Raw genomic sequence first — 21,577 nt, forward strand, 5'->3', positions numbered from 1 at the left:
AGGGGTTCGATTCCCCTTAGCTCCACAATTTTCCTGCAGGTCAGGGCTCTGTTCTGGCACCATTGAATGGTCCATCAACAGTGCCCATCAACACCTGTACGGTTCTTCGGGGGAATCGAGAGGTGCTGAACGACTCCTGAATGGAGCGCACAGCATGTCCAGCGTCCGCATCAACACCCGCGCCGACGGCACGACCGGCACCCAGATCCTGTTCCGCGAATTCGACCCGGCCAAGGGCAAGCGGGTCCAGGCGTCAGTGACATTCGACGATCACGCCGCAGCACTGGCATGGCAGAAGATCCTCGACAAGGTCGGGCCGGAGCAGGCCCGTGCCATCCTCGCGACCGGAGAGGCCGCGCAGCACGAGAAAGTCGTCACCCTCAACGACAACTGGGCCGAGACCTACATCAAGGGCATAACAGGTGTGGAGAAGGCCACCAGGGACCGCTATCGCCGCTTCATGGTCAACGACATCGGGCCGGCCATGGGGGACCTGCCATTGGCGGCGCTGTGCACCGCCACCGCCGAGCACAACAGCATCGTGCAGGAGTGGGTCAACGAGCAGGAGGCCGACGGCTACGCGCCGAAGACCATCGCCAACAAGCACGGGTTCCTCTCCGGCTGCCTGCGCTCCGCGGTGAAACGTCAATTGATGCCCTTCAATCCGTGTGAGGACACCAAGCTGCCGAAGGGTAGACGCGAGTGCGTGTTCCTCGAACCGGAAGAGTTCGACATCGTGTACGAGGCTGTGCCGAAGCGGTGGCGCCCGCTCGTGCTGTTCCTTGTAACGACCGGCATGCGCTACTCGGAGGCGACCGCGATCCGGGTGGGCGACATCAGTCGGCAGACGCATGAGGACGGCGTCGTGTTCTACACCGCACGGATCTCGAAGGCGTGGAAGTACACAGGGACGGCGGAACTCAAGCTCGGCGGCCCGAAGACGCAGCGCGGCTGGCGCACGATCAATGTGCCGGCGGAAACGATCGAGGAGTTGAGGCTCGCCGGGCGCGGCAAGGACCAGCTGCTGTTCCGCACTCGCAACGACAAGCGCATCATCCCGCAGCAGTTCCACAACCTGGCATGGAAACCAGCGATGGCGGCGGTAGCCGAGAGGCTGGGCAAGAAACCGCGGCCCCACGATCTGCGCCATACCTGCGCGTCGTGGATGCTCAACAATGGCGCGGAAATCACTGATGTCAGTGCGCATCTCGGTCATGAGAGCATCAAGACCACGGTCGATGTGTACGGGCATTTGGATAGGCGATCGGGACACCGGGCGTCCACCGCGATCTCCCGCGCGCTGATCAGGACAGCCGTACATGGCGCGTCCAGTCAGGATGCCGAATCTGATCATCCGTGATGGGTATTCGCGGCGAGGTTTGTGTGGGCGCGGAAAATCCCGTTCACGCACCCCTCGCCGCGTTGGCGTTGAATCCTGTACTGCCGTGCCAGGTTCCGGAACCCGCAGGGATAACCGACCAGTAGGCATGAATTACCAAGGGCGACAAGAATCTTTGCCGAATCTTGACATTAAGGTTGCTGGATGTCGTCATCATCCGGATGGTCAGGCAATCTGAAGTGAAAATAGACCGCTGATTATTGGTGTACTTGACGCATCACCGCAGCTTCCGATCTGCAAGCGCATCCCGCTCAGGATCACCTAACCGACCATGACGTATGTAGTAGCCAAGCAATAGCAGTAGATCAAATCCGTTGCCGGACCGGAGAGTTCGGACGGCTAGCCGTCAAACCACATCTACCCAAGTCAGCCACGTGAAACTATTATCTGACTCGCAATATTGAGATGTAAATTACGCGGCGGTCGGGGCTGATAGCTGGAGAGGTGGGCTACGTGCACACGGATGGAGATAGGCCGTCACCAGAAATGGACCCGTGACCAGATAGATACCTGAGCCAAGTTCTACGCGAGGTGAATTCGCGGAGACCGTGGCGTTGGCGAGCTGGAGCCCGTGCGGAGAGATTGCTGCACACGGCGACTGGGCGATCCGCGTGAGGGCAGCACGACGGTGAAACATCAAAAGAGTCAAACCGAGCATGAAGCGGGACAAGTCGGGGCTCACCGCAACGGCGCGGCGATGAGGGAGACTGGTTTTGCCATGGACGAGAGTGCCACACCAACCGGCCTTGACCCGACGTTGTTGGTGCTGGGTGTAGCGTTTTCGGCCCCATCCGGGCATCTGCTACCGCATGACGGGCAGCTGGTGATAGGGGTCATTCTTATTGGGTTGCAACGGGTTTTGGTTGTACCGCGCATCGGCGTGAGCGCAGAGCATATGCGGCACCTGGAAGACGCCGCCGCATATGCGTGGCTACATGGGCCTGTCGGTCCACATTGGGATCATTTCGGCGGTGTTGGGTTCGTCGCCGAGGTCAGCTATCCCGTCTCGTCGGACTCGGCTGCCGCACGGGCGATGGCTACGCTTTCCGCGCTCGGTGATCGGAACTGCCAGTCGCGGGACGGTTCTGCGGGAATCGGGTCGGCGTCTGAGTAGATCCCTCCCGCTCTACCCCTAATGCGTTCACGCATCTGCCGACGCTGGCGCGCGAAATCCTCGCCGCTGTCGGCTAATTGAAGCGCCAGCGTTTCGGCGACCTGTGCCGCCCCGTCCAGCTCGGCAATCGTCCGCCGTGCCCGAGGGTCCTGGGCATCCAGTACTGACCATGCGCTCTGGAGTCCTGCCTCGATCAGGATGGTGAGCTCGATGGCGAGTTCGGCGGCGCTACGCAAAGCGCTCGACTCCGCGGCTGTGGCGTTGAGTGGAATCGGATCGCCGCCCTCATAGAGGATGCGCGCCGAACTACCCTCTTGCCAGCGAAGGCCGGCGTCCAGCTTCTTCAATGTTCCTGCGCGGCCGGGCTTCCAGTCGAGATTCTCGATTTTCGTGAAGGTGGTATCGCTCGGGCCACCCAGTGCGCCGACTTCCTCTTGTGTCAGGCCCAGAGCAGCGCGGCGCACCTTGACCAAATGGCCGAACCGGACAAGGTCCGGATCTCCGTGCGTGCCCTGTGTCGTCATGTCACAAGTAGAACCCAATTTTTCGGCAAACAAAAGTCCTCGATTCAGGACAGGGAAGTGTCCTGTGACCTGCCGCGAGATCAAATGCAAGGCCGCATCCGCCTGGTTACCGTTTGCCGAAAGGTTGTCTTGTAATTGGGGGAAGTTTGCCCTAGGGTTGGGGCATGGCTCGGAAGATTGCCGAAGAAGATGGCAGCCAGCCCAGACCACGGGTCGTGGCTCCGCACATTCCCCTATCCGCCTTGCGACGGAAGATGAACCTCACGCTGGAAACCGTCTGCGACCGCATCGGCGAGCAGACCGGCGTCCGGCCCGAGAAAGGCACCCTGTCGGCAATCGAGCTCGGACATCGCGGGGCTAGCCGCGAGATGCTCGACGCGCTCGCGCAGGTGTACGACATCGACCCGCTGCTGATCGACACCAGCTATGCGCCGCGTCACCAACAGGGGGCGACGAGATGACCGCGCCACGGCTGTACACCCCAGAGCAGGCGGCGGAGCTGCTGTGCGTCACCAAGGACTGGTACGTCAAGCAGCTGCGCGCCCGGAAGCTCCCTGGCCGCAAGGCTGGCAAGTTCTGGCGGGTCTCAGATAAGGACATCCAGGCCGCGATCGATTCCATGGCGGTGCCCGTGATCGCGGCGAAGCCGGACCCGTCCGGGCTCAGCTCGCGCAGCCGTCGTCGACTGCGTACCGGCGGTGCGGCATGAGCACCGAGCCCGGTCGATTCGGCCAGCACTGCGGCCGGTCCTGGACCGGCACTGCGATTGAGGATGCCTGCCCATGTCCGAAGGAACCATGCGGCTTGGTCGATCCCGGTCGCGCGCATCCGGACTGTGAGCACCATCCGTTGACGCGCGGAAAGGCGTTCCGCCAGGGGCACTCCGAGGATCGCTGCCCCGGTCTCGAATCGTCCCCCGGCTCCGCCCTGGGGATCACGACGCCCGGCGTGGGTGCCTCCGACCTCGCGCCGGGTGTCGCGCCAAACCCCTAAAAACGTACCGCCGAGCGCCTAACTCGGCGGTCCGCTTTCCACACAAGAACGGAAGTGTAGACCATGACCCTATTCCACATCGGCCAGCGCGTGCGCCTGCGCAGCACTGGCGAAGAGTTGACCGTGGCCAAGTTCGCGGGCTCCTCGAATCGCCCGTCGCTGGTGTGCGAGGACGACGATCCCGAGTCGGACTGGCGCATCTGCGCACCGGCCGACCTCGAGCCGGTCAACGAGCCCGAACCCCAGCGGCTGCGGCTCGCATCCAAGCCGGAGGTTCCTGCTCAGGTAACCGCGGTCGCAATCCTGCACCAGCTGGCGAAGGATCTGGACGGCGAACGCCGTACCGACTACGCGGACCGGGTCCGCGCCGTCATCGCCAAGCTCGGCTTCGAGACGATCGCCCTCGACGAGCTGCTCGCCGAGGCGGCGGTGCTCGCCGCGCACGCTCCCGGCGTGCAGATCGAGGCGCGCGCCACCGGAGACCGGCTGCTGTCCGTGGTGGGTGAGTGATGAACACGAACGACGCCATCACCCCGAACCACGCCGACGACATCCCCGACTGGTTGCGTGTGTACCGCGAGGACAACTACCTGCCGTCCGTCGACGAGTCGACAGCACGCGATCCCGACTACATCGCGGCACGGATACAGGACATCCTCGACACCGCCACGGGGATCGGTGCAGACGTGCGTGCCCGACTCGCCGAACAGAACCCCACGATCGATGGCGAACGGGCCCAGCAGAACGCCGTCAGGCAAGCGCTGCACGAATACCTGCAGCGCTTCATCGAGGAGATCCGCCCGCACGGTCGCGAGGGTGACGCGGCGTTCGCGCGTCTCATCGCAACGAATCCCCAGCTGCACTGGGGTCGGGTTCGGAATGGTTTCCTCGGCATGAGCCGCTGGAATGCCGAATCCGACGAGACCGAAAGCTGCGCCCTCGGTCTGGGCTTGGCCGAGAAAGAGCGCCGCGACGGCCGCCGCGAATGGCGAGGCGCCTACGGCGAATGGCGCATCCGCGTAGTCGGCGACGCTAACGCGAGCACCCCGGCGGGTGAGCAGTGATGAACGTCGTGCTGCTGATCTGCGGGTGCATCGGCTTGTATGCCGCACTGTTCGGGCCGAGCAAGCTCGTCCGTGACTGCCCGTTCTGTAAGGGCGCGGTCGGCGGCTGCGCGCGCTGCGACTGGTCCGGCGAGATTGATGATCGCGAGGTGCGGTGATGGCTCGCCAGTTCCATTTCTTCGAACGGCTGCCGAAGCAGTCGCGCCCGCGCCCGCTGCTCGAGGAATTCGCCAACGCCCTGTATGAGGAGCGCCCGAAGTGGGCTCTGTGGCCGCGCCCGTTGCTGCCCGCGTCGGCGAACGTCGTCCCAGGACGCGTCAACCGCGGCCTGTACAAGACGTTTCCGAAGGGCTGGTTCGAGGCCGTGGAGCGCGACGGCAAGGTGTACGTCCGCTACGTCGGGCCCGCGCCGGTCGACGCCGATGAGGACGAGACCGTCGACGAGTACGACGGCGATGCCCCGGTCCGGCCGGGCTCTGACCCGGATCCGGATGACGCCCGCGATCGCGTCATCGACACGGCGAGCGGGGTGATCTGATGGCCGAGCTCCCGCCGCTCGACGAGATCCGAGCGGACGCCGTCAGCGAGGCCGACAAGGAAAAGGCGCGGATCGAGGTGGCGCGCCGTGCTCGCAACGCCAAGGAAGCTGCGAAGCTGCTCGCGATGCTCGGCCTCGATGGCGCGCAGCCACGGAAGGTGCGGCGCAACAATCGCCAGTGGCCGAGCGATCTCCGGCCCCGACCTGCCACGCCAGCGGACGACGCATCTCAGGCGCTGCAGAGCCCGGCGTGGATGGACCGAGCCGCGTGCAAAGGGGACGACCCGGAGCTGTGGCATCCGGTGGCGGAGAACGATCCGGCCGAGGACGCGCGAATCACATGCACCCTGTGCCCGGTGCTCAACGATTGCGGAAAGTTCGCCGCCGACAACGGCATTGAGTACGGGATATGGGCCGGGTACCGCCTCGACGATCGCGGCGGGCGGAGGGCTCTGCTCGCCGTCTACGGCACGGAGACGGCGACGGCGACCCCCGCCGAACTGGAACTCGTCTGCACCGAATGCGCAGTCACCTTCACCACGAAGCAGGGGCGCACACGTTGCCGCCCTTGCGAACTAGGCATGCCATCCGACACAGCCGCGCGTGAGCACATCGCGCAGCTGCGCGCCTGCGGTGCCACAGTGCGTGACATCGCAGTCGCTGCCGATCTCGCCGAGCAGACGATCAGGGAGATCGCCAACGGGTCGGTTCCACGCATACGACGGAGCACTAACGAGCGCATCCTCGCGGTGACCGGCATCGGATCGGCGGTGCCCGCATGCTGACCCTGACCGATTTGTTCTGCGGCGCTGGCGGATCCTCCAGCGGCGCAATCCAGATCCCCGGCGTCGAGGTGCGGATCGCCTCGAACCACTGGCAGCTCGCCGTGGACACGCACGAGGAGAACCACCCGAACGCTGCACACCGGTGCGCGAATATCTCGCGCACCGACCCGCGAACATTCCCGCGCACCGACATCCTGTGGGCGAGTCCCGAGTGCACGAATCACTCGCAGGCGAAGGGCCGCAAGAAGGTTCAGCAGGCAGACCTGTTCACTGATGAACCGCCGCTCCCAGATGAGGCTGCCGAACGTTCCCGCGCCACCATGTGGGACGTCCCGCGGTTCGCCGAGGCGCACGGGTATCGGGCGATCATCGTCGAGAACGTCGCCGATGCCGTGGACTGGGCACCGGAATGGTCACCCGAGCGGGGAACCCTGTTCCGGTCGTGGCTGGCCACGATGGACGGGATGGGCTACGACCATCGGGTCGTGTTCCTGAACAGCATGCACGCCCAGCTGTTCGGGCCGGGCGCACCGCAATCCCGCGACCGGCTGTACGTGGTGTTCTGGCGGCGCGGCAACCCGGCCCCGGACATCGAGCGCGTCCTGCGTCCGCCAGCGCTTTGCCCGGAGTGCGGGCCGGTAATGGCGATGCAGGCATTCAAGCCGGGCGCCGCGGCGGTGGCCCGGTATCGGTCGCAGTATGTGTACCGGTGCCCGAACGTCAAGTGCCGCAACAGGATTATTGAACCAGCGGTGCGCCCGGCTGCTGAGATCATCGACTGGTCGATGCTGGGGCAGCGAATCGGGGACCGGGCGAAACCGCTGGCCGCGAAAACCATGGCGCGGATTCAAGCGGGCATCGAAAAATACTGGTCCCTCGACGCGCTTGCGGTGCCGGTCGAGGGCAGGGAGGGCAAGCACGCGCGTCCGGTCGGTGACCCGCTGCGCACCATGTCTACCCGCAACGAAACCGGGTGGGCATTCCTGACCCAGTTCCGGGACCGGGTGCGTGACCTGGACCCCGCGACCGATCCACTCACGACGGTGGTCGCGGACGGCGCAAACCACGGACTATGTTCCCCGCCTGCCGCGTTCATGGCCGAACTTCGTGGCGGTGGCAGCAAACACCGCCCCGTCACCGATCCGTTGGCCACCGTCACAGCGTCCGGGAATCACCACGGGCTCGTCACCGCCTACTACGGGCGCGGCGGCACGGTCCCTGTGTCGGCGCCTTTGCCGACGTGCACGACGGTTGAACGGCACGGTCTGATCACCCCATCTGGCGGCACCTGGCGGGAGAAAGCGACCAGCACTGCCGAACCGATTCCTACGCGCACCACCCGCGAGACCGACGGCATCGCGATGGGGCCGACAATCGACATCAACGATGTCCGGTTCCGGATGCTGGAGCCGCGGGAGATCGTCGCCGCGATGGACTTCCCCGGCGGCTACGTCGTCCTCGGGAACCGTCGCGAACAGGTGCGGATGGCTGGCAACGCGGTGACCCCGCCAGCCGCCCGGGACCTCGTGGGTGTGGTCGCCGAAGCGCTGGGGGTCGTCGCATGACTGCCCCGACCAAGCCCGGCCTGTATGCGGGTGTGCCCGAGGAGATCTACCACGGCGATCGCGGCTCGATCTCCTCGACGCAGGCCCGCCGCTTCCTCGATGTGACCCCGCACCGCTGGCGATGGGAGCGCGATAACCCCAAGCCGCCATCGGATGCGTTCGACCTCGGCACCGCGGTACACACGCTCGTCCTCGGCGTCGGCGCGCCGCTGTGGGACACCGGCTACGACAAATGGCAGTCCAACGACGCCAAGGCCGAGGTCGCGAAAGCGCGTGCGGCAGGCGCGATCCCGTTGCGTCCGAAGGATTTCGACGCCGCGCACACCGCCGCCGCCAACGTGAAAGCGCACCCGGATGTCCAGGCGCTGCACGCCGACGGCGTTCCCGAGTTGTCGGCGTGGGCACCGGATCCGATGACGGGGGTAATGCTGCGCTCGCGACCCGACTGGGTCCGCTGGACCTCGCCGACAACCATGATCGCCGACGACTTGAAGACATCGTCGGAGTCCGGTCCGGATGAGTTCCGTTGGAGCTGCGCGAAATACGGATACCACCGACAGGAAGCGTGGATCCGCTGGGTGCTGCTGCTCCTCGGCGTCGAGGTCACTGACTTCTACTTCGTCGTCATCTGCACCGACCCGCCCTACGAGGTGTACGTCGTCGACCTCCCGCTGCGCGCTGTCGAACTCGGTGATCGCGACAACCGGCGCGCCATCGATGGCTACGCCGAGTGCCTGTTCACCGACACCTGGCCGTCACACCGCGTCGGCACCCATCACATCGACCTGCCCGAAAAGTTCTACCGCATGGAGGAATACGCCCGATGACGACAACCGATATCGCTATCAACAGCAGTAGCGGAGCCGAAGCCGCCCGCGTCGCCGCGCGGTCGGCGATCGAGTTGTCCGCCGACCAGCGCGGGTTCACCCCGCAGCAGGTCGCCGCACTGAAGGAGCTCGGCATCGACGATGCCCCCACTGCGGTGCTCGACCTGTTCTTCCATCGGTGCCGCACGACCGGTCTCGACCCGTTCAACAAACAGATCTACCTGATCGGCCGCAACACCAAGGTCGGCGGGTACGGGAAGGGGCCCGAACGGTGGGAGACGAAGTGGACGACCCAGACCGGCATCGACGGCTACAGGCTCAACGGCCACAGGGCAGCCGCCAAGGCCGGTAACAAGGTCCGCACCGAAGGCCCATTCTGGCAGGGCGAGAACGGCGGCGGGTGGTCCGAGGTCGCCCTGTTCGGCAAGGACGAGAACGGCCGCAAGATCCCACCGGCGGTGGCGAAGTACATCATCTGGGTCGACGGCGAGCCTCATGTCGGTATCGCCCACTACGACGAGTTCGTGCAGACCACGGGCTACGGCGACAAGGCCACGCCGAACTCTATGTGGACGAAGATGCCCGCGAATCAGCTCGCGAAGTGCGCCGAGGCGCAGGCGTGGCGCAAGGCGTACCCGGAGGATTTCTCGGGCTTGGTGCTCGAGGACGCCGCGCAGGTCATCGAACCCGACGGGCAGCCGAGCACGGTTCGCGCGCAGGCTGAGCGGATGTCGGCGGCAGCTCTCACCGCGGCATCGGCACCGCCGCAGGTGCAGCAATGGCAGCCGGCCGCCGAGGAGAAGGCCGACGAGTCTCCCTCAGAGGAAGGCGTAAAACCGGACAATCCGCAGGCTGAGGAGACGGCGCAGGCCTCGCCCGAACCGGCCGAGGAGCCCGCGCCACCGGTCGAGAAGATGAGCACCCGGACGCAGCAGACGAAGATCTCCAACCTGCTCGACGAGCACGGCGTCGCCGAACCCGCCGACAAGCTGCTCGTCCTCGGCGAGAAGTTCAAGCGCACGTTCAGCAGCTCGAAGGAACTGACCCACGCCGAGGCGGTCGAGATGATCGCCTACCTCGAGCTGCCGCCCGACGCCGACGAGCGCCAGGCCGACGCCGACGCGAGCGAAGGCGCGGCCCAGTGAGCGCACCAATCGTCTTCCTAGACACCGAAACCGACGGCGTACATCCCGGCCGCAAGGTGTGGGAAGTGGCGATGATCCGGCGATTCGACGGCGTCGACAACCGGATGGAGTTCTTCGTCGAGATCGACCTGTCCACCGCCGACCCGTTCGGGCTGAAGGTCGGCGGCTTCTATGGTCGTCATCCCCTCGGCCGTTACCTCTCTGGCATTGCCCGTACCCCGTTCGAGGGAATGCAGGAATCCGAGTTCCGGACCGATTTCCAAGCTGCGCGGGAGGTGGCTCGCTTCACGCATGGCGCGCACCTTGCGGGCATCGTCCCGAACTTCGACGCCGAGGTGCTCGCCAATCTGCTTCGCGCGAGCGGGCTCACACCCGCCTGGCACTACCACCTGATCGACGTTGAGACGCTGGCTGTCAGCTGGCTGAACGGCATTGCGGCGCATGGTCATTCAAGCGTGGCCTGCTCTGATTCGCCGATCGACTGCGCAGTCGCCGAAGACGAACAAGAACAGCTGCTGACGCTGCCGTGGAGTTCCGAGGCAATCTCCCGGGCCATCGGCGTCGAGCCGCCACCCGCGGAGCTCCGGCACACCGCTATGGGTGATGCCGACTGGGCGCTGCGCATCTACGACCGAATCTTCGGAGGTGCTCTGTGAGCGCCAATCACCGCGCCCTCGCCGAGGGGCTGATCGCCATCACCGCCGAGGAGGCCGAACGTGCCCGCGCCAACCCGCTGGACATGGCCGTCGTCACGCAAGCCGCCGTCGCGCACGCATTGCTTGCTGTCGAGGCCCGCCTCGGCCAGCTCGTCGAGCAGCTGCGCGTCGGCAACGTGATCGCCGCGTTCGGCGGGCCGGATGAGGAACCCCTGATCGACATCCTCGACCAGGCCCCCGCCGAGACCTACATCCAGGCCCACATGCGCGACATCGTCAACCCGGAACCGAACGGGGATATCTGATGAGCACCACCGTCACCGTCGGCACATCCGACTTCCGCCACGCTCTCACCGCAACCAAGGTCCACGCCGGCGCGGACCCGGAATCCCTGTCCCTCCACCGCATCCGCGTCGTGCTCGACACCGAGAACGTCGTCGTATCAGCGACCGACATGTACACCGCCGGGGTCGCCATCGCCAGCGTCCTCGAGCACGACGACGGGCCCGGCCACTACCCGTGCACGGTCGACGTGGCACCCGGCGATATCGCAAACATCCTGAGAATCTTCAAGGCGGGCAAGGAGAAAGACGACTCACCCGAATACGAGCTGCGGCTCACCGTCACCCCGGAACACCTGACGGTCACCGACTCCAGCGGCATGGTCGACGGGCACAGCTTCCAGGTTCCGCGTCTGCCCACCGACGGCGGCGCGCTGTGCACCATCCCGGGAATGCTGGCCCGGATGCGCGCCAGTGAACTGACCGCGCTGACCGACATGTCGGTCGCTGGAGAGTTCTTGTCCCGCTTCGCCGCCGCGTCCACCGCTTACGGGGAAACACTCGAGATCGAATCCCGGTCGGCGAACCGCGCGCTGTCGGTCTCCTGTGGTGACAGCTTCCTCGGTGCGGTCATGCCGCGGCGCCTGTCCGACGAGGACCGCATCGAGCGCCGCGAATGGTCGGCGGCTTGGGATCGACGCCTACCCGCCATCGTGGCCGCTGCCGACGGGGAGCGGATCGCCGAGCACGCTCGCGTGGAGATCGTCGACCTTGACGCCGAAGAGATCGGCGGCGACCGCGAAATGTTCCTGCACGCTGTCGATCTCGTGGTGAGCGCCCAGTTCGGCTCGCCCTCGATGCTGCAACGCAAGCTGCGGATCGGCTTCGCCAAGGCGGGGCGCCTGCTCGAGCTGATGGAGCAGGCCGGGATCGTCGGTCCGGCCGACGGGTCGAAGGCGCGCGATGTGCTGGTGCCTGCCGACCGCGCGGCCGAGCTGCTCGAGGAGCTGCGCAAGCGAGGCGGCGAGCAGTGAGCACGAAAATCGAATGGGCCGACCGCGTCTGGAACCCGACCACCGGGTGCACCCGCGTGTCGGCGGGCTGCGAGCACTGCTACATCGAACGCCAGACGCCGATGCGGATCGCGCACCGCAAGTTCGACGGACCCGCCATCGGGGCGACGCTGCCCGTGCAGCTGCATCCGGAGCGTCTCGGCAATCCGCTGCGCTGGCGCAAACCGGAGCGCATATTCGTCAACTCGATGAGCGACCTGTTCCACGACGACGTGCCGGGTGAGTTCATCGCGCGCGTGTTCGCCACCATGGCCGCCGCACCACAGCACACCTTTCTGATCCTCACGAAGCGGCCCGCCCGGATGCGCGCACTGCTCGGCGACGCCGGACAGAACCTGCTCGAACACACAACAGACGAGGAGACAGCCGCCGCCATCTACGACGCGGCCTGGCCGCTGCCCAACGTTTGGCTCGGAGTCAGCACCGAGAGCCAGCGTTGGGCGGACATCCGCATCCCGCAGCTGCTCGACACCCCTGCCGCAGTGCGGTGGATCTCGGCCGAGCCGCTGCTCGGCCCGATCGACCTCGACGGCCAGCTCGACGACACCGGACACCATCGGCCGAAGTTGACGTACTGGCTCACCGGCCGCCCACACTGGGGCGAGCCAACGCCAACCCCGCCGAATGGCCTGCTGATGTCTCCGCTGGAGGTAGGCCCTCGCCTGGACTGGGTCGTGGTCGGCGGCGAGACCGGGCCGGGTGCCCGGCCGATGCACCCGGACTGGGCGCGATCCCTGCGCGACCAATGCACGGTCGCAGGCGTCCCGTATTTCTTCAAGCAGCACGGGGATTGGGCTCCGATCGGACCGCTGTACGGCGCTGTCGACGGCAGCGACGCCGACGAAGTCGACGACGCCCACATGGCCGCCGTAATCCTCGAGGTGGACGAACGCCGCGAGATCGCCCAGATGGAACCCAATGGCGTGATCGTCCTACCAGAGGAACGCCAGGCCGCCGAGGGCACATGGCTGATGGCTCGGCTCGGCAAGAAGCGCGCGGGCCGCCAGCTCGATGGCCGCACATGGGACGAGTTCCCGGGGGTGATGCCTTCGTGACGACCGTGACCACCCGTATGCGACGCGCACGTAAGCGGCACGTCGCATGCGGTGGCTACTGCCCGGACATCAAGCCGGGTGACCTGTACCTGGAGCACAAGGAATTCCCCGGTGGTGAAGCCGGATACGCCGACGCCGCAGGGCATCCCGTGCGGATGGCCGAGTGCCGCGCCTGCGCCGAGAAGTGCGGGCGCGGGCACCTGTTCCCGAAGGAGGTGCCATAGATGACCGCCCACTGCGGGCTCACCACCCGCTTCAAGCTCAGTGAGCCGCCCGATACCTATCTCGGCGTCGTTGTGCCCGAGGACGTCAAGGCCGTCTGGTCTACGTGGGATGGCGTCGAGTGGCGCCGCTGGCGTCATTACAACCGCGGCGATTTGTATCTGCCGGATCAGCGGTTCTCGGTGCGCCTACCCGCCGGCATGTGCGTGTTCCACAGGGACATGTGGCTGCGGTGGAGGAACCGTTTCTTCTCCGGCCGTACCTGGTTCGGCGACGGGTTCCGGTCGGCCTATATGGCGGCCGCCGATGCCTGGGACCACTACCGCAACGAGTGGGACGAGAAGACGATCGAGCAGATGCGCGCCGTCGAGGAAAGTTGCCTGTCGGGGCGATCGAAGCAGTGTGCGGGCCAGCGGATCTGCCGGAAGCTTCCGGAGGCGGCATGACCGAGATACTCCACGGCGCCCGCATGGAGGTCGTCTGGGCGAACCGCGAGATCGGCCATCCGACATTGAGTTTCGAGGAGGCGATCTAGGTGGTGTGGTTCAACGTCGACGACACGCTTGCCTTCCATCCGAAGGCGATCAAGGCGGGCAATGCCGCGCTCGGACTGTGGGTTCGGGCCGGTTCATGGTCGGCGCAGACGCTGTCGGATGGCTTCGTTCCGCGTCAAATCGCGCGCAGTTTGGGCTCCATCGGACAGTGTAAAGCGCTCGTAACTGCTGGCCTGTGGGTGGAGGTGGACGGTGGTTACCAATTCCACCAGTGGGATCAAAAGCAGCAGACAAAGTCTGACGTCGAATTGCGTCGCGAATCAGAGCGTAAGCGCAAGGCTGACCAGCGGAAATCAAAGAAAGTCCCACCGGGACAGCCACAGGGACAACCAGAGGACGTCCAACCGGAGTCCCCTGGGGACTCCCACCGGGATTCCAGGGTGGAGTCCCAAACGGAGTCACAGCAGGTGTCCGGCTCCCCTATCCCTTCCTATCCCTTCCCTTCCCTTAGTAGTGGTTACGTAGGGGGGGAATCTCTAGTAGCGAACGCGCGCGAAAACGAACCCCCCGACCCCTACTGCCCAAGGCATCCCGGCGGCACCTCCGAGCCGTGCGGCCAATGCGCCGAGAGGCGCAAGGCATGGGTCGCGGCCAACCTCGCACGCGACCAGCGCGCCGCAGCCGAAGCCGCCGAGCGCGCCGAGCTCGAGCGTCTCGCCAAGCACCAGGCCGCCGAGGACCGAGCTCGCGCCATCGACGACTGCCCCCTCGGCTGCGCCGAACGCGACGGCTACCGCCCGAACGGGCAAGTCTGCGACCACGATCCCGACGCCGCCGAGCGTGCGCGGCGTGGATCCGCCGCCGTCCGCGAAGCCCTCGCCGCGGCCAAGGCCGCCCGCGCCGCAGAACCGCACCAGCACAACGGAACCGAGGATCACCATGTCGCCTGACCAGACCACACCGCAGCCCACCACCGAGCCAGACCCGTTCCGCTGCTTCGGACACCCGATCGTCCGCTGCCCCGACTGCGGGCACGGCATCGACCCGCACGGCGTAGACCCCGGCGGCCGGTGCGGTGTCGGCGACGAGCACGGCGTGCCCTGTCCCTGCCCGATGCAGCCCAACGGCATCGCGCGCCTGCTTATCGACCAGGCCGTGACCAAGCAGGACGCCGAGGTGTTGGTCGAGGGCTCGTACTTCCGCCGCGCCGAGCTGCCCACGATCCTCGGAAACTTCATGCGCTCGAACACCGCGTACGGCCGCCAGTGGAAGGACGCCACCGTCGAAGCCGACAAACTGCGAAAGCGCAACGCCGAACTGGCGGAGCGCAGCGAGAAGCGCCGCATCCGCATGGTCGCCGCCGAGGAGGACCTCGCCGAGGCACGGGGCCTGCTCTCCCCGAACGGCCACCCCCTCCGCATCCCCACCGAGGTGGACATCCAGGAGAGCGTGGCGCCCGCGGTGGTCTGGCTGCTCGACCGCGTCGCCGAACTGGAGGCATTCGTCTCGGACCTGGCCAGCGAGGGTCTGCGTTGCAACCTGAACCCGACGCTGAATCACCAGTCGCCGCAAACCTACGCGGACGGAATGCGGGACTACCTGCGCCGAGTCGACGCCACAATCCGCGACCGCGCCCGCCGGCTCGAGGTTTCAACGGAGGCTGGCCATGCCTGATCGGACCCCGCCCGAGCTCGTGCCCGTCACCGTGTACGGCAAGCCCGACTGCCAGCCCTGTCGGATGACGCTGCGCTGGCTCATGAACGCCGGTGTGCGCTACACCTACCGCGACATCACCGAAGACGACGCGGCCCGCGAGGCCGTGTCCGCGCTCGGCTATCAGGCCCTGCCCGTCGTTGCCGCCGGTGACATCCACTGGTCCGGGTTCCGCGCCACCAAACTCGAACGCCTCGCCCAAATGCACGCGAGCACACCGAATATCGAGGGACTCGACACCGCCGCCGAGCAGTACCTGGCCGACGACCGCGTCGAGTGGAAACCGCGAGCCATCTGCGCCACTCCCGGCTGCCCCGAGCACGGCACCGCACCGACCGGAGGCGGCCATGCCTGAGATCACCGACGAGCAGCTCCGCGAGTGGGCGGACGACACCGAGCCAGATTTCTGGCCCGAGGACCGCCCTATGCGGCTCATGGCTGCCCAGCTGCTGAAGCTGCGCCAGCTCGTCGCCGATTTCGTCGACCCCGACGACTGCCACTTCGACCACCACGGTGGATGCCAGGCTCACGGCTACCTGAGCCTGAAGCCCGGCGAGCTGTGCCCACATGCCGAGGCAAAGCAGTACCTGGCGGAGGTGAGCGGTGATGCATGACCGGTCGACCGGCGAACCCTACGAGCCGGATGTCTGCCCGTACCGCTGCCGCAACGGCTGGCTCACCCCCGCCGACGCCGACGTGATGCGCGCCTGCCCGATCCACCGGCCGCCGCCGGAGCGCAGCGGAATCATCCCCACCCACTACAGCGACAAGGCCGCGAGGGCTATCGACCGCGCAGAACGAGAGGACCGCCAGTGACCCGCCTGATGTCGGTGTCCCTCACCGAGGACGCCGTACGTGCCCGCACCAAGACCGTCACCCGCCGCATGGGCTGGCTGAACCTGACGCCAGGCACCCGGCTCACCCTGTGCCGGAAAGTCATGGGCCGCAAGCGCGGTGAGCCGCTCGTGAAGATCGTCGACGTCGAGGTGACCGCCGTCCGTCGTGAACGCCTCGACGCCATCACGCGCGACGAGGTCACCGCCGAAGGCTTTCCGACCACGACCCCAGCCGAGTTCGTCGCGTTCTTCTGCGGCAGCCACAAGGGGTGCGCACCCACCTCTGAGATCACCCGCATCGAATGGAAGTACCTCGATGAATGAAACCGCCTGGCCCGAACGGGAGCCCGACGGAGACCCGGACAACGAGCCTTGCACCCGTTGCGGATTCACCACGACGGGCCTACTCGACGATGACGGGATCTGCTCGCACTGCCGCTACGCCGAGGACGGAGACGGCGATGAGTGACACCGAGATGTGCCTCGTGAACGACATGCCGAAGGCGTGGTGCTCGCACTGCCGTGGCTTGGAGGAGCCGAAACCCGAACCGCTGGATTGGTTCCCGGCACAGTACGTCGGCGTCTGCGCCGAGTGCGGCCAGCCAATCGACCGCGGTGACGACATCGCCCGGACCGAAGACGGCTACATCTGCAGGAGGCGACACGATGCCTGAGACCAACTTCGACACCGTCGTCGGCCTGGACCTCTCGCTGACCTCCACCGGGCTCGCCGTCATCGGCCCCGACCTCCCGCCGTGGTGCGGCACCATCGGCACGAAGGGCACGGACGCCGACCCGTGGCCGGTCCGCTACCGCCGCCTGATCGACCTCACCCGCCGCATCCTCCCGGCGATCCCCGACTGCGCGCTGGTCGTCCTCGAGGCGCCCGCCTATTCCCGGAACACCGGCAAAGCGTTCGACCGCGCCGGGCTGTGGTGGATGTTGTACGACCTGCTCGTCGGCACCACGCGGACCGTGCTGCCCGTCGCGCCGAACCTGCGCGCGAAGTACGCGACCGGCAAGCCGGGCGCATCGAAGGATGCCGTACTCGCCGCCGCGGTGCGCCGGTATCCCGACATCGACATCACCGGCAACGACACCGCCGACGCGGTTGTGCTCGCCGCCATCGGCCGCCGACTGCTCGGACAGCCAATCGACGACCCGATGCCCGCGCTGAATCTGTCGGCGCTCGCCACACTTTCGCTCCCGAAGGAGGCATAGCAATGGCCTGGTTCGACGCCTACGAACACGCCGTACAGCAGCAAGGGAAGCGGGCCAGTGGCCCGCCAAACCCGGTGTTCCTGGCCGCCGCCCAGCGGCTCGCCGCCGCACGCCAAGAGCCGCGGCCGATATCGCCCGAATTCAAGGCCGCCCTCGAACGCGCGGCTGCCAGGCAGGCTACGCAATGGGAGACGCCGCCCGACCCATTCGATCTGGCCGCATCGGCGCCACCGACCCGCCCGCTGATCGCCGAGATCGCCACGGCCCTACGTGGTCTCGCCGAAGGCATCCGCGACGCGTTCCTCGGCGATCGGGGGCAGCGATGACCGACATCGACGTGGTGATCGAGGCATCGACCCTCGGGGCAGTCGAGTACCTGACCACGATCACCACATCCCGCATCATGGTCGGCACCCACTTTGCAGGCACTCGCCCTTACCTCGCTGGGCGGATCCGCGTGGACGACTACCGCCAGCTCGATCCCATCGCGAGGCTCTTCCACCGACGTACCGAGTGGGCGGTGATCAATGGCACCTACGTCAGGGTGCAGGGATACGAGACGGCCGTCCTGCTCGGATGCGGGTACTTGGTCGTCGACCAGTCCGCTCGCGCCGACGTCGTCGTCGCAGGTGGTGGCTACCAGTCGTTCCGGGTGGTCGAGCCATCCCCACCTGCTCCTGTGCGCGACTGGTGGCCGACCGAGCTTGAGCGAGCACACCACGACGACGACGCGTTCCGGCACATGGCCGCAACCATCGACACCATCCTCGCCCACCCCGGCATCGACGGAGGCACACCAGCATGACTGCCGTGTCCAGCAACCCGCACAGCACCTCCGCATTCCAAACCATCGCCGACGAGCACACCGTGCTGCGCGGGCAAGTCGGATCCGGTCTGCACGGTGTCACCACCGGCGCGGACGACCGCGACGAGATGGGCGTGTGCATCGAGCCGCCCGAATACGTCACCGGCATATCCCGATTCGAGCAGTATCTGTACCGCACCCAACCCGAGGGCCACCGCTCCGGCGCCGGAGACCTCGACCTCGTCGTCTACAGCTTGCGGAAGTGGGCGCGCCTTGCGGCCGCCGGCAACCCAACAGTGCTGCTGCTCGCGTTCATCCCCGAACACGAACTCGTCCTCAACACCGACGTCGGTCGTGAGCTGCAAGCCCGTCCGGAGCGCTGGCTGTCGCGGCAAGCCGCCGCCCGGTTCGGCGGCTACCTGGTGTCGCAGCGCGCGCAGCTGACGGGGGAGAAGTCGAAGAAGCACACCAACCGTCCGGAGCTCGTCGACGTCTACGGGTTCGACACCAAGTTCGCCTATCACATGGTGCGCCTCGGACTCCAAGGCGTGGAGCTGCTCACTACCGGCCGCATCACCCTGCCCATCCCGGAGCCCGACCGCACCTGGCTGACCGAGCTGCGACGCGGTGAGCACACCCAAGCCGAGGCCCTTGACCGCGCGACCGATCTCCTCGATCAGCTGAACCATCTCGAGCGGTCCGCCGATCTACCGCAGCGACCCGATCAAGGCGAGATCGACCGGTGGCTGACTCGCACCTACCTCGCATGGTGGGAGCAGCGCGGACTCCTGAGCGGTGTGCTGTGACCCAACCCCTCGGCCCGGCCCAGTGGGCGCTCAGGGAGATCCTGACCGCTCGGCTCAACGAACTCGACCCCTGGACCGTGGACGATCCCCCGGACCGCTGCCCCGAGGTAGCGCACCCTTCGCTCGCGCCGATCCTCGACGAGGCTGACGGCGCGGTGCTCGACCACGCCGTCCGGGCAGCCACGCAGAAGCCCCGCACCCGACTGTGGGACGCGGAGTTCCGCTGCATCTGGGACAGCGCCGCGTTCGGTCAGCGGTACTACATTCCCATCGTGGTCGATCCCCGCCCTCTACTCCGGATCGGAGGCATCTCATGACCAACCCAGAGCAGGCCGTCATCGACGCTATCAACGGCCTTGAGCGTGACGAGATCGGCGATATTGTCCGCTGGCAACTGGAGGAGGGGATGCGGCGGGGTGATCACCTGCGGTACCCCCAGTACCGGCAATGCCACGACCGCTTGGCTTATCTGGAGGAGGTAATCCGGTCGGCGGACCCGTGGTCGCTGCGAAGCGAGAGCGTATCGCCAGAGCCGACCGATTCGCCCGGCAGCTTATGGCGAACCTGGGATGAGGACTTCAACCTCGTCAGCGAGAGCGACGAACGGCCCACGACATGGACCGAGGGCCACTACGTCACCGTGGACCGGCCGTACGGGTACCGCCAGAGTTGGCGGGTGTACGGCGGGCGCCTGGTTGACGATATGCAGTTCTTGCGGGCGACCGAGGTCTACTCGAATCCGTTCCTACCGCCCGAGTTCCAGTTCCCCTTGGAGCGCGGCGCACGCATCGGGTGGCAGGACGCAGGCGGCAGGGTGCATGTCGGCGTGGTGGAGTCACACGTCGAGAACCCGCGCGGATCCGGCCAGTGGGAGGTCACCATCGGAGCCGACCGGGACAGCGACCCCGTCGCGGCCGTGGGCTCGATCCTGTCGGGGCTGTTAGACATCGCCGAATCTCTCACGGACGACAGCGAGGCGGACCAGTGAGCGAAACCTCTTGCGTCGCATGCGAACGCCCGGTGGCCGACGCCGCACCGCTGTGCACGAAATGCGGCCAGCGCACCATCGAAGCCCTGCACAAGGTGCCCGGCCTGCTGGACGAGTTCGCGGTCACGCGCGCCGGTCTCGCTCGCATGACCGCCCGCGTCGGCGGCCGCACCGCCGATATCGCGCTGCCCGTGCGCGTCACCACCGGGCGCGGCGTGGTGCTCGAGGGCGACCGGGCGTACAACCATCTCGTCAACTCGGTCACCACGTGGGCGCGAGCGCTCGCCGAGGATCTCGGCGTCGAGCCCTACATCGGTGGGCCCTACCTGCTCGAGCTGGCCGAGGCCCGGCGCGGCATGCTCACCGCCGACCGGACCGCCGCCGCCCTACCCGCTGCACCGCCGGATGCCACGGCGCAGGCTGCGGTGTGGCTGGCGCATCACCGCCACCAGCTGCGCGCGCACGAAGCAGCCGACGAGTTGCTCGACGACATCACCACAGCGGTCGAGCAGCTGACGCGCTTCGTCGACCGCCCCGTCGAACGCCGATACCTCGGCGCGTGCTCGGCGACCTTCGACGACGGTGCGCAGTGTGGCTTCGGTCTGCGCGCCGAACTCGACGACCTCGGACGCACAGCGGCGTACGTGTATTGCGGCCGCTGCCGGGCGCGGTACGACGTGCACCGGATCGAGGCCGACGCCACCGTGGTAGCGCGCGAACAGTGCTACAGCCTCGCCGAGCTGCTGCGTCTGCTGCCCGCGCTCGGTCAGCCGATCGCGAAGCCCACGCTCTATCGGTGGGCGAACAAGGAGCGCCGCATCGAGCCGCGTGGCTGGCGGCACGGCGACGATGATGGATGGCGCATCACCGACCATCGCATCGCAGACGACGACGTGCAGGTATACCGGCTCGGTGACGTGCTCGACCTCGCACAACGAGAACCGGCCAGGACGAAGAAGGGAGCGGCAGCATGAGCTTCCGTGTGACGTTCGGGCGCGAGTACCAGATGGAAACGCTGCAGATCGGCGACAGTACCGAGCAGCATATCGAGAACTGCCGCTGCACGGTCAAGGAAACGTACTGGCCGTGCGGCGAGATCCAGGAGGTGATGTCGTGAGGGTCGAAAAGAGGACCAGCGTCGAGCAAGACAAATCCGGTACATGGCTGTGGATCGGATCCGTCTCCTCATACCGCGCGGACGGCCAGCTCGCGAGCTCCGTATGTCGCTGGGGCGAGACCGGGCTCACCGAGGAAGCTGCACGGGCGGCTGCTGCCGAATGGGAACGCACCTACCAGGTCGCTGGGCGGCATGCCGTGCCCGGTCTTGATGGGATGGGGACCCTGGCGTGAACGCCGAGATGGTCGCGGGCGCCGAAAATCGATTGACGCGTCATGCATCGTGGCACGATCGGCCCCATGGGGAACGAAGCGAACGACCCGGTCCGGTCGTTTATACAGCTCTGTGAACGCGTC

General features: G+C 66.6%; 35 protein-coding genes. 34 read left to right on the forward strand and 1 reads right to left on the reverse strand.

Going from position 1 to position 21,577, the window contains the following annotated elements; genetic code table 11:
* Positions 1-154 precede the first annotated feature (154 nt).
* A complete protein-coding gene (locus ACIBG0_RS38735) occupies positions 155-1,360 on the forward strand; it encodes a tyrosine-type recombinase/integrase (RefSeq protein WP_397040061.1) in 1,206 nt (401 codons plus the stop codon).
* Between the two features lie 1,035 nt (positions 1,361-2,395).
* Here the strand turns inward: ACIBG0_RS38735 and ACIBG0_RS38740 are convergent.
* A complete protein-coding gene (locus ACIBG0_RS38740) occupies positions 2,396-3,127 on the reverse strand; it encodes a hypothetical protein (protein WP_397040063.1) in 732 nt (243 codons plus the stop codon).
* Positions 3,128-3,201: 74 nt separating this feature from the next.
* On the opposite strand from ACIBG0_RS38740, the gene ACIBG0_RS38745 reads away from it, so the two are divergent.
* The 33 genes from ACIBG0_RS38745 (at position 3,202) to ACIBG0_RS38905 (ending at position 21,454) form a co-directional block, all read left to right on the forward strand.
* Positions 3,202-3,498 carry a helix-turn-helix domain-containing protein gene (locus ACIBG0_RS38745; protein ID WP_397040064.1) on the forward strand — a complete coding sequence of 99 codons (297 nt, stop codon included), beginning with the start codon at positions 3,202-3,204 and terminating at the stop codon, positions 3,496-3,498.
* The gene (locus tag ACIBG0_RS38750; protein WP_397040066.1) at positions 3,495-3,746 is read left to right on the forward strand and encodes a helix-turn-helix domain-containing protein; all 252 of its coding nucleotides are present in this window, start codon (positions 3,495-3,497) and stop codon (positions 3,744-3,746) included. Before ACIBG0_RS38745 ends, ACIBG0_RS38750 begins: the two co-directional genes overlap by 4 nt.
* Positions 3,747-4,093: 347 nt before the next feature.
* Complete coding sequence (locus tag ACIBG0_RS38755) at positions 4,094-4,540, forward strand: hypothetical protein (protein WP_397040068.1); 447 nt, start codon at positions 4,094-4,096, stop codon at positions 4,538-4,540.
* A complete protein-coding gene (locus ACIBG0_RS38760; RefSeq protein ID WP_397040069.1) occupies positions 4,540-5,094 on the forward strand; it encodes a hypothetical protein in 555 nt (184 codons plus the stop codon). Before ACIBG0_RS38755 ends, ACIBG0_RS38760 begins: the two co-directional genes overlap by 1 nt.
* Entirely contained in the window at positions 5,094-5,252 is a 159-nt protein-coding gene (locus ACIBG0_RS38765) for a hypothetical protein (protein ID WP_397040071.1), read from the forward strand. Before ACIBG0_RS38760 ends, ACIBG0_RS38765 begins: the two co-directional genes overlap by 1 nt.
* The gene (locus ACIBG0_RS38770) at positions 5,252-5,632 is read left to right on the forward strand and encodes a hypothetical protein (protein WP_397040073.1); all 381 of its coding nucleotides are present in this window, start codon (positions 5,252-5,254) and stop codon (positions 5,630-5,632) included. Before ACIBG0_RS38765 ends, ACIBG0_RS38770 begins: the two co-directional genes overlap by 1 nt.
* Positions 5,632-6,417, forward strand: coding sequence for a WhiB family transcriptional regulator (locus ACIBG0_RS38775; protein WP_397040075.1), 786 nt, complete (start codon positions 5,632-5,634; stop codon positions 6,415-6,417). Before ACIBG0_RS38770 ends, ACIBG0_RS38775 begins: the two co-directional genes overlap by 1 nt.
* Entirely contained in the window at positions 6,411-7,982 is a 1,572-nt protein-coding gene (locus tag ACIBG0_RS38780; RefSeq protein ID WP_397040076.1) for a DNA cytosine methyltransferase, read from the forward strand. Before ACIBG0_RS38775 ends, ACIBG0_RS38780 begins: the two co-directional genes overlap by 7 nt.
* Positions 7,979-8,809, forward strand: a complete 831-nt coding sequence (locus tag ACIBG0_RS38785) for a PD-(D/E)XK nuclease-like domain-containing protein (protein ID WP_397040077.1) — start codon at positions 7,979-7,981, stop codon at positions 8,807-8,809. The genes ACIBG0_RS38780 and ACIBG0_RS38785 overlap by 4 nt, the downstream gene beginning before the upstream one ends.
* Positions 8,806-9,954, forward strand: a complete 1,149-nt coding sequence (locus ACIBG0_RS38790; RefSeq protein WP_397040079.1) for a recombinase RecT — start codon at positions 8,806-8,808, stop codon at positions 9,952-9,954. The genes ACIBG0_RS38785 and ACIBG0_RS38790 overlap by 4 nt, the downstream gene beginning before the upstream one ends.
* Entirely contained in the window at positions 9,951-10,610 is a 660-nt protein-coding gene (locus tag ACIBG0_RS38795) for a hypothetical protein (protein WP_397040080.1), read from the forward strand. Before ACIBG0_RS38790 ends, ACIBG0_RS38795 begins: the two co-directional genes overlap by 4 nt.
* Positions 10,607-10,915 (forward strand): hypothetical protein, encoded by a 309-nt coding sequence (locus ACIBG0_RS38800; RefSeq protein WP_397040081.1) that lies wholly within the window; start codon positions 10,607-10,609, stop codon positions 10,913-10,915. The genes ACIBG0_RS38795 and ACIBG0_RS38800 overlap by 4 nt, the downstream gene beginning before the upstream one ends.
* Positions 10,915-11,925, forward strand: coding sequence for a DNA translocase FtsK (locus ACIBG0_RS38805; protein ID WP_397040083.1), 1,011 nt, complete (start codon positions 10,915-10,917; stop codon positions 11,923-11,925). Before ACIBG0_RS38800 ends, ACIBG0_RS38805 begins: the two co-directional genes overlap by 1 nt.
* On the forward strand, positions 11,922-13,019 hold the full coding sequence (locus tag ACIBG0_RS38810; RefSeq protein WP_397040085.1) for a phage Gp37/Gp68 family protein: 1,098 nt from the start codon (positions 11,922-11,924) through the stop codon (positions 13,017-13,019). Before ACIBG0_RS38805 ends, ACIBG0_RS38810 begins: the two co-directional genes overlap by 4 nt.
* Positions 13,016-13,243, forward strand: coding sequence for a hypothetical protein (locus tag ACIBG0_RS38815; protein ID WP_397040087.1), 228 nt, complete (start codon positions 13,016-13,018; stop codon positions 13,241-13,243). Before ACIBG0_RS38810 ends, ACIBG0_RS38815 begins: the two co-directional genes overlap by 4 nt.
* Positions 13,244-13,687, forward strand: a complete 444-nt coding sequence (locus ACIBG0_RS38820) for a hypothetical protein (protein WP_397040089.1) — start codon at positions 13,244-13,246, stop codon at positions 13,685-13,687.
* An 89-nt stretch (positions 13,688-13,776) separates the two neighbouring features.
* Complete coding sequence (locus tag ACIBG0_RS38825; RefSeq protein WP_397040091.1) at positions 13,777-14,685, forward strand: hypothetical protein; 909 nt, start codon at positions 13,777-13,779, stop codon at positions 14,683-14,685.
* A complete protein-coding gene (locus tag ACIBG0_RS38830) occupies positions 14,675-15,409 on the forward strand; it encodes a hypothetical protein (RefSeq protein ID WP_397040093.1) in 735 nt (244 codons plus the stop codon). Before ACIBG0_RS38825 ends, ACIBG0_RS38830 begins: the two co-directional genes overlap by 11 nt.
* Positions 15,402-15,803 (forward strand): glutaredoxin family protein, encoded by a 402-nt coding sequence (locus tag ACIBG0_RS38835; RefSeq protein ID WP_397040094.1) that lies wholly within the window; start codon positions 15,402-15,404, stop codon positions 15,801-15,803. The genes ACIBG0_RS38830 and ACIBG0_RS38835 overlap by 8 nt, the downstream gene beginning before the upstream one ends.
* Positions 15,796-16,062: a hypothetical protein gene (locus tag ACIBG0_RS38840; protein WP_397040096.1), complete on the forward strand. Its 267-nt coding sequence runs from the start codon at positions 15,796-15,798 to the stop codon at positions 16,060-16,062. Before ACIBG0_RS38835 ends, ACIBG0_RS38840 begins: the two co-directional genes overlap by 8 nt.
* Positions 16,055-16,264, forward strand: a complete 210-nt coding sequence (locus ACIBG0_RS38845) for a hypothetical protein (protein WP_397040098.1) — start codon at positions 16,055-16,057, stop codon at positions 16,262-16,264. Before ACIBG0_RS38840 ends, ACIBG0_RS38845 begins: the two co-directional genes overlap by 8 nt.
* Complete coding sequence (locus tag ACIBG0_RS38850; protein ID WP_397040100.1) at positions 16,261-16,608, forward strand: hypothetical protein; 348 nt, start codon at positions 16,261-16,263, stop codon at positions 16,606-16,608. Before ACIBG0_RS38845 ends, ACIBG0_RS38850 begins: the two co-directional genes overlap by 4 nt.
* Positions 16,601-16,753 (forward strand): hypothetical protein, encoded by a 153-nt coding sequence (locus ACIBG0_RS38855; protein WP_397040102.1) that lies wholly within the window; start codon positions 16,601-16,603, stop codon positions 16,751-16,753. Before ACIBG0_RS38850 ends, ACIBG0_RS38855 begins: the two co-directional genes overlap by 8 nt.
* The gene (locus ACIBG0_RS38860) at positions 16,746-16,958 is read left to right on the forward strand and encodes a hypothetical protein (protein ID WP_397040103.1); all 213 of its coding nucleotides are present in this window, start codon (positions 16,746-16,748) and stop codon (positions 16,956-16,958) included. The genes ACIBG0_RS38855 and ACIBG0_RS38860 overlap by 8 nt, the downstream gene beginning before the upstream one ends.
* Positions 16,951-17,505 (forward strand): hypothetical protein, encoded by a 555-nt coding sequence (locus ACIBG0_RS38865; protein ID WP_397040105.1) that lies wholly within the window; start codon positions 16,951-16,953, stop codon positions 17,503-17,505. The genes ACIBG0_RS38860 and ACIBG0_RS38865 overlap by 8 nt, the downstream gene beginning before the upstream one ends.
* A 2-nt stretch (positions 17,506-17,507) precedes the next feature.
* Entirely contained in the window at positions 17,508-17,831 is a 324-nt protein-coding gene (locus tag ACIBG0_RS38870) for a hypothetical protein (RefSeq protein ID WP_397040107.1), read from the forward strand.
* Positions 17,828-18,310, forward strand: coding sequence for a hypothetical protein (locus tag ACIBG0_RS38875; RefSeq protein ID WP_397040109.1), 483 nt, complete (start codon positions 17,828-17,830; stop codon positions 18,308-18,310). The genes ACIBG0_RS38870 and ACIBG0_RS38875 overlap by 4 nt, the downstream gene beginning before the upstream one ends.
* Positions 18,307-19,116 carry a DNA polymerase beta superfamily protein gene (locus tag ACIBG0_RS38880; protein WP_397040110.1) on the forward strand — a complete coding sequence of 270 codons (810 nt, stop codon included), beginning with the start codon at positions 18,307-18,309 and terminating at the stop codon, positions 19,114-19,116. Before ACIBG0_RS38875 ends, ACIBG0_RS38880 begins: the two co-directional genes overlap by 4 nt.
* On the forward strand, positions 19,113-19,433 hold the full coding sequence (locus ACIBG0_RS38885) for a hypothetical protein (RefSeq protein ID WP_397040112.1): 321 nt from the start codon (positions 19,113-19,115) through the stop codon (positions 19,431-19,433). Before ACIBG0_RS38880 ends, ACIBG0_RS38885 begins: the two co-directional genes overlap by 4 nt.
* Positions 19,430-20,104, forward strand: coding sequence for a hypothetical protein (locus tag ACIBG0_RS38890; RefSeq protein WP_397040113.1), 675 nt, complete (start codon positions 19,430-19,432; stop codon positions 20,102-20,104). Before ACIBG0_RS38885 ends, ACIBG0_RS38890 begins: the two co-directional genes overlap by 4 nt.
* Positions 20,101-21,078, forward strand: coding sequence for a hypothetical protein (locus ACIBG0_RS38895; protein ID WP_397040114.1), 978 nt, complete (start codon positions 20,101-20,103; stop codon positions 21,076-21,078). The genes ACIBG0_RS38890 and ACIBG0_RS38895 overlap by 4 nt, the downstream gene beginning before the upstream one ends.
* Entirely contained in the window at positions 21,075-21,221 is a 147-nt protein-coding gene (locus ACIBG0_RS38900; protein ID WP_397040116.1) for a hypothetical protein, read from the forward strand. Before ACIBG0_RS38895 ends, ACIBG0_RS38900 begins: the two co-directional genes overlap by 4 nt.
* Positions 21,218-21,454 (forward strand): hypothetical protein, encoded by a 237-nt coding sequence (locus ACIBG0_RS38905; RefSeq protein WP_397040117.1) that lies wholly within the window; start codon positions 21,218-21,220, stop codon positions 21,452-21,454. Before ACIBG0_RS38900 ends, ACIBG0_RS38905 begins: the two co-directional genes overlap by 4 nt.
* The last annotated feature ends 123 nt before the right edge of the window (positions 21,455-21,577 follow it).

This window comes from Nocardia sp. NPDC050630 (assembly GCF_044457245.1).
GTDB lineage: Bacteria > Actinomycetota > Actinomycetes > Mycobacteriales > Mycobacteriaceae > Nocardia.